Consider the following 6,576-nt stretch of genomic DNA (forward strand, 5'->3'; position numbering starts at 1 on the left):
CGGACCTGAGTCCGTCAACGTCGTGCCGCCCCCCCCGCAGGGCCGTGCGGGGCGGCGGCACGACGGCGACGGCGACTCAGCCCAGCAGGGCGGCCATTACCTGCTGATTCAGGTCGACCAGTGAATCCGTCAGCGGCGAGTACCCACTGAGATCGAAACTGTTGCCGGCGTGCAGGATTCCGGTCGCCATGTCGTCGCGCGCATTGAGCAGACCCGCCATGATTCCGGTCGCCGGGTCGGTGAACGCGTCGTCGAACAGTGTTCCCAGCCCCTGCAGACCGCTGCTCAGCTCGGCCCAGGCCTGCGTCCAGTCGCCGGAGCTGAGATCGCCCTGAACCGCTTGAGCGGTCTCGTCGATGACCGCCTTCATGCTCAACGAGGCCAGCAGGATCGGCAATTCCACGTCTTTGATCGCCAGTGGCAGATTGCCGATGAACGCCGCCAGGCTTCCGGCCGGATTGGTCAGGAACTCCGATGCGACGGCGTCGAGGTTGGGCATCAGGGACGGGTCGGTCATCCGGTCCAGCACCGTCGGTACGTCGGTCTGGCCCCCGAAGATCTGCTCGAACGCCTCTGGGCCCATCGCGGCCTTGAACTGGTTGTACACCAGGTTCCAGCCCAGCCAGTCGATGTTGTGGTCCTGGTCTTGGGTGTAGCCGTAGTCGAAGAGGCGCTCCTGCAGCAGGGCGGCCCGTTCCTCGGCCGTGACCAGCGGGGTGTCCGAGGGCAGATAGTCCTTGACGTCGGCGATGTTGACGACCTGGGTCTGCACGTCCGGGTTGGTCACATCTCCGGTCACGTTCTGCCAGCGCAACCCGACGATGCCGTCGGTCAGCGAGGAATTGTCGACCCAGTTCGCCACGCCGGGGTCCTTGCTGCTGACCACGTAATAGGTGTAGCCGTCGGAATCCTGGAAGATCTGGGTGTTGTTGAGGCCGCCCTGCGCGGTCACATAGGGAACGTTCTGGCCCCAGTCGTTGTAGAGCTGCAGGCCGAAGTACCCGGCCTCCAGGTTGGGCGCCTTGATGATCAGCGCCTGATCCGGGCCGAGCTCGAAGTGCCCCATGCTGCTGATCTGGCCCGGCGTCGATATCCCCTCTACCGCGCCGCTGGTCGCCGAGATGTCGGTCATGGTGTTGTCCGGCAACGAGTCCGGAATCTCCATCTGCGAGTAGTACGTACCCGAGGCGTTCACCAAGGGCATGATCGCGGCAAGCTGGCCGAGCATCGTGATCATCTGGTCATGCGACAACTCCGGAAGACTCGATGCTGCCGTGGCACCGTCTTGATGAATGGTGATGTAGTCGTGCGGCAGACCGCCGTCGCCCATGATGTTGCGAATCATCACCGTTCCCACCCCGGAGATGTCGACCCAGTTCCCGTCGTGGGGTGTGGCACTGAGGATGATCGTGTAGGTGCCGTCGGCGTTGGGGGTGGCGTCGGCCAAGTCCAGGCTCGACACCGGGGTGAAGTCGACCGTCACGCCGTTGCCGGCGTTGGCGGTGAAGGACAGATCCTGGGTGCCCGCACCGGGGTTGACCGTGACCGTGTAGGTCGCGGTGGGGTCGACCGCGATGGGCCCGTACTGGTCGTCGGGGTTCGGCAGGATCAGCGGCGATTGCGGCTCGGCGACGTTCGCCGACCACGGGAACGGGACCCAGGTGATGCTGTCACTGCTGGTGTTCAGCTTGTTCAGCCCGAGCAGCAGCGTGGTGATCGCCAGGTTCTGGGTGTAGCCCTGCAGCGACGACAAATCGGACGGAACGATGAACGGGTAGTCGCTGTTGGTGTCGATGATCTTTTGCTGCGCGTCGAGCAGTTGGTCGATCACCGATTGCATGGCTCCGGCCGGCGCCACTTCGGCGACCGCGTGCGGGGTGGCCAACGCCATCGCCAGTGCCCCGGCCGCCAGCCCTGGTGCCGTGGCGGCCACGACGCGCAGCCGCTGCCGTACCCGGCGCCGCTGAACGGCCTTGCGGTTGGCGCGCTCGACGGCTGCGCGTTGTGTGGATCCGATGCGCGACATGTGGTCCTCCAGTGTGTGGTCAAGGTGCGCTGTGACGGCTGTCACCTGATAGCGACCTGATTGTTCGGGGGTCCCGGGTGGAGAGGAAAGAGCATTTATCACCTAATGCGCCCGATTGCCGGTGCATATTGCACCACCGACCTATGCTCTGGCCATGGACTGGGCACGGCCCTCGGAGCCGGTACGCGAACTGATCCGGCACGGCGCTCAGCTGATGGTCAGCGCTCCCCCGGAATCACTCGACGAACTACACGAGGCCACCCTGTCGGGCGTGTACACCCAGGCAATCGCCTCGGACCCGGTCCTCGCCGAAGGCATCCGCCGCAGTAACCGCTCCAACCTGCTGCACTGGGCGGCCGCCAACGTCAGTCACCCCGGAGAACCGGTACCGGCCAACCTCGCGACGGAGTCATTGCTCATCGTCCGAGACGGTTTCCGCCGCGGCCTCGATGAGTCGGCCGTGCTGGACGCCTACCGAGTGGGAACGAATGTGGTGTGGCGATCGTGGATGCAGACCGCGTTCGAATTGACCCGCGACCCCGACGTGCTGCGCGAACTCCTCGACGTGACGGCCCGCTCGCTGACGTCTTTCATCGATGCGACGATCGCCGGGATCTGCGCGCAGATGCAGATCGAACGCGAGGCGCTGACACGGGGGACGCACGCCGAACGGCGAGAGACCGTTGCGCTGATCCTCGACGGCGCGGCCATCACCAGACAGCGTGCCGAAAGCCGGCTCGGTTACCGACTGCAACAAAGCCACACCGCCGCGGTGATCTGGGCCGATGAGTCCATGGCCAACCTGGCCGATCTCGACGCCGCCGCCGAAGCACTGGGACGCACCGATGATGGCCGGCGCGCCTTGTCGGTGCTCGCCAGCGCGGCGACCCGCTGGGTATGGGTGCCCGGCCCGGCAGGCCCCGACCTCGCCGCCGTCGCAACGGCTCTGGACGACCTGCCGGGGGTGCACATCGCGGTCGGTGCGACGGCGTCAGGCATCGACGGGTTCCGGCGCAGCCATCTCGACGCCGTCACGGCTCAGCGCATGATGGTACGACTGGGCTCAAGCCAGCGCGTCGCGCGATTCACCGACATCGAACTGGTGGCGCTGATCAGTGCCGACCCGGAGTTGGCGGACCGGTTCATCACGCATACCCTCGGAGATTTGGCATCGGCGGACATCGAACTCCGGGAGACAGTCCTGGCATTCGTGCAGCAGCAGTGCAACGCATCGCGCACCGCAGAGCGCATGTTCACCCACCGAAACACGCTGCTGCGCAGGTTAACTCGCGCCAATGAACTGTTGCCGAGGCCCTTGGAGGACAACAGCGTGCACGTCGCGGTGGCCTTGGAGGCACTGCATTGGCGTGGCGCCCGCCAGCTGTGAGGTGCCCAGCGCAGCGAAAATCAGCCGACCGGCTGGCGCTGCACGGCCTCGTGGATCGGCCGGTCCGGGTTGATGGTGATGCCCAGTAGTTCGGCGGTGCCGTTGACCACGCCCATGATGATCGTGGTGAAGTAGCTGGCGAACGCCTCGTGGGTGATCCGCCGCGGGCTGTCCGGGTCCGAGCCCAGCCACCAGTCGGTCGCCGAGGCCGCCGCGCCGAAGGCCGCGAACGCGGCCAGCTCGATCGCGGAGCGGTCCAGCTCCATCTCGCGCAGCTCGTTGTTGAACATCTCCGCCATTGCCAGGGTGATCTCGCGGCCCTCGTTGAGCGTGCGCATCGTCGACTCCGACCGCTCCGGGAAGCGCCCCTGGATGAAGAACCGCAGCACGTTGGGATGTTCGTCGACCAAGGCGACGTATTCCTCCACACTGCGCTGGATCACGGTTCGGACCGGGTCGGTCGCCAGGTCGATCGACGGGAAGATCGCCGCCCACAGCTTGTCGCGCAGCCGCTCCCCGATGGCCTGGAACAGGTCGGATTTATCGGCGAAGTGCCGGTAGATCTTGGGCTTGGCGGTACCGGCTTCCTCGGCGATCTGGCGCACACTCAGGTCGGGGCCGAGCCGGTCGATCGCCCGAAAGGCGGCCTCGACGATCTCGCCGCGGACCTTCTTGCGGTGTTCGCGCCAACGCTCACTGCGCGCATCGACCTTCTGCCCGCCGTTGTCGGCCGGCTTGGGCCTACTGGTTCCGCGCACGTCAAGCACCTTACCGCGTTGCCGGGGCTGACCTGGGGAGACCGCGCGGTGACCTGGTCCGTTAGCATCGGTAGACAGTTCCCGTGGCGCACAAACGCGCATATTTGAGACGAGATGTAGTGACCCAACGATTCGACCTGGCCATCGTCGGCGGCGGCCCGGCGGGATCGGCAGCGGCCTGGCAGGCCCGTCAGGCCGGCGCGAACGTCGTCGTCCTGGACAAGGCCGACTTCCCGCGCGACAAGCCCTGCGGCGACGGGCTGACCGCCCGCGCCGTCAGCTATCTGCAGAAGATGGGGCTGGCCGAAGAGGTCGACAAATTCCACCAGGTCAACCGGGTGAAGGTGTTCAGCCCCAGTGAGTGGGAGCTGTCGTTTCCGCGCCGCCCGGGGATGCCCGATCATGGCTACGTAGCCCGCCGGCCCGAGCTGGACACCCTGCTGCTCAAGCACGCCGAATCGGCCGGGGCGCAGGTCCGCCAGTCCGCCGAGGCCGCCGCACCGCTACTCGACGACGCCGGCCGGGTCACCGGGGTTGTGCTCAAAAGCGGCGAGAAGGTGCGGGCCGACGCGGTGATCGCCGCCGACGGCGCCTACTCGCCGATCAAGCGGGCGCTCAAGCTCGACTCGGCCTACAACGGCTATTCGGCGATCGCGATCCGCGCCGAGATGCCCGCGGCGCGTCCCGATGTCGATTCCCTCGACATCTATCTGAAGCTGGCGTTTCACGGCGACCAGCTCCCCGGCTACGGCTGGGTGTTCCCGTTGGGCGGCGGACGGGTCAACGTCGGTCTGGGCTACGTCAACAGCTACAAGAACTGGCAGGCGATCAACGCCACGCAGTTCCTCGGCGAGTTCCTGGAGACGCTGCCGGCCGAGTGGGAGTTGCCGTCGATCACCGAGCTGAAGGAATCCAAGACGGTGCGGGCCTGGCGGTTGCCGATGGGCTTCACCGCGTGGCCGCCGTGGCGCCCGGGTGTGCTGTTCGCCGGCGATTCCCTGGGTGCGGGCAAGCCCGCCTCCGGGGCGGGCATCTCCAAGGCGCTGGAATCGGGGTTGGCCGCCGGTGAGTGCGCCGTCGCGGCGTTGACCAACGGTGGCCCCGACGACTTCAGCAACTACGCGCAGCGGATGGAGGCCGCCTGGGGCCGGGAGTATCGGCGCGGCCGGGTGTTTCACAAGCTCGCGGGCATTCCAGCGATCGCCAACACCGGGATCAAGCTCATCGACAACGGCTGGGTCCGCGACAAGATGCTGCGGCGGATGTACGCCGGGCAGCAGGGGCCGGCGCACCGGTACTGAGTGGCCAACGGATCGCCCGCGCCTAAGCGCGAGTGTGCCGTTTCGTACGCGACTCGCCGACGATGGCGCCTAAAACGCACAGTCGACGCCTAGTTGACTCAGCGCCGACCGCGCCGGCCCGGGCCCGGCTTCCTTGCGACCTTGCCCGCCGCGGCCCGGGCAGCCTGTTTTGCCAAAGTCTTCTCCCGCGCAGTGCGTTTCGGCACCGGCTGCGCCTGCCCCCGCGAGGATCCCGGTCTGCGGCCACGCACGATGCCGATGAACTCCTCGATCAGGACCGACTGCGACCCGTGCCGGAAGGCGAGTGCCACCGGGCAGGCGGGCGCGTCGGTGATCGGCCGGTAGGTCAGGTCTTTGCGGTGATACAGCCGGGCCAGCGACTGCGGAACGATGAGCACCCCCATCCCCGCGGCGACGAGTTCTATTGCGTCCTTGGTGGTCTCGGGCCGGTAATCGACCGGGGCGCCGGGGGCACCGGCCCAGGCGAGTACGTCGTCGAGTGGGAGCAGTATCGGCTCGCCGTCGAGGTCCGCGGCGGTGATCTCGTCGGCGGCGGCCACCAGGTTCTTCGGATGCGGCCCGTTCTTGCGGAGGTCCCTCAGCCACTGCGGCGGGTCGGCCTGCAGGGCGGCGAGCTCGCTGCGGGTGATCGGGCCGGCCTGGAACTCCGCCGGTGTCGCCGGCAGGTACACGTCGAGCTTCTTCGCCGCCGTGGCGGGTTTCATGGACTGCGCGTTCGGCCGGCTCATGCAAGCAGCGTATCGGTAGCCTGATGCGGTGACCCGGCTCTCCCTGACCCTCGGGTACGTCCCCGGCGGGACGCCCGCGAAGTGGGCCCGGATCTGGGCGGAGCGCCACCCCGAGGTCGCACTGCAGCTACAGTCCGTCGCCGCCGCGGAGGCGGCCGCCGCGGTTCGCGACGGCACCGTCGACGTGGCGTTGCTGCGGCCGCCGGCCGACGCCTCCGGGCTGGCCGTCATTCCCCTCTACGACGAGACGACGGTCGCCGTGGTCCCGACCGACCACATGGTGGCCGCCGCCGACGAGATCACCGCCGCGGACCTCGACGGCGAGCCGATACTGCTCCCACTCGACGACGTACTC

General features: G+C 67.4%; 6 protein-coding genes. 3 read left to right on the forward strand and 3 right to left on the reverse strand.

Annotated features, from left to right (window positions below; genetic code table 11):
• Positions 1-76 precede the first annotated feature (76 nt).
• Positions 77-2,026 carry a hypothetical protein gene (locus A5694_RS19365; RefSeq protein ID WP_064923916.1) on the reverse strand — a complete coding sequence of 650 codons (1,950 nt, stop codon included), beginning with the start codon at positions 2,024-2,026 and terminating at the stop codon, positions 77-79.
• Between the two features lie 154 nt (positions 2,027-2,180).
• On the opposite strand from A5694_RS19365, the gene A5694_RS19370 reads away from it, so the two are divergent.
• Positions 2,181-3,413, forward strand: coding sequence for a PucR family transcriptional regulator (locus A5694_RS19370; protein ID WP_064923917.1), 1,233 nt, complete (start codon positions 2,181-2,183; stop codon positions 3,411-3,413).
• A gap of 20 nt (positions 3,414-3,433) precedes the next feature.
• Here A5694_RS19370 and A5694_RS19375 read toward each other — a convergent pair whose 3' ends face one another.
• Positions 3,434-4,171, reverse strand: coding sequence for a TetR/AcrR family transcriptional regulator (locus tag A5694_RS19375; protein WP_064923918.1), 738 nt, complete (start codon positions 4,169-4,171; stop codon positions 3,434-3,436).
• 119 nt (positions 4,172-4,290) lie between these two features.
• On the opposite strand from A5694_RS19375, the gene A5694_RS19380 reads away from it, so the two are divergent.
• A complete protein-coding gene (locus A5694_RS19380; RefSeq protein WP_064923919.1) occupies positions 4,291-5,472 on the forward strand; it encodes an NAD(P)/FAD-dependent oxidoreductase in 1,182 nt (393 codons plus the stop codon).
• Positions 5,473-5,570: 98 nt separating this feature from the next.
• Here the strand turns inward: A5694_RS19380 and A5694_RS19385 are convergent, their stop codons facing one another.
• On the reverse strand, positions 5,571-6,221 hold the full coding sequence (locus tag A5694_RS19385) for a DUF5997 family protein (protein WP_342710572.1): 651 nt from the start codon (positions 6,219-6,221) through the stop codon (positions 5,571-5,573).
• A 28-nt stretch (positions 6,222-6,249) separates the two neighbouring features.
• Here A5694_RS19385 and A5694_RS19390 point away from each other — a divergent pair.
• On the forward strand, positions 6,250-6,576 hold a 327-nt coding region (locus tag A5694_RS19390; RefSeq protein ID WP_234787922.1), incomplete at its 3' end, for a LysR substrate-binding domain-containing protein.

This window comes from Mycolicibacter sinensis (assembly GCF_001667945.1).
GTDB classification, from domain to species: Bacteria; Actinomycetota; Actinomycetes; order Mycobacteriales; family Mycobacteriaceae; genus Mycobacterium; species Mycobacterium sinense_B.

Excerpts from the sequence above, each read along its gene's own strand:
- A5694_RS19385 (WP_342710572.1), bottom strand. The coding sequence starts at position 6,221 with ATGAGCCGGCCGAACGCGCAGTCCATGAAACCCGCCACGGCGGCGAAG.
- A5694_RS19370 (WP_064923917.1), top strand. The coding sequence starts at position 2,181 with ATGGACTGGGCACGGCCCTCGGAGCCGGTACGCGAACTGATCCGGCAC.
- A5694_RS19365 (WP_064923916.1), bottom strand. The coding sequence starts at position 2,026 with ATGTCGCGCATCGGATCCACACAACGCGCAGCCGTCGAGCGCGCCAAC.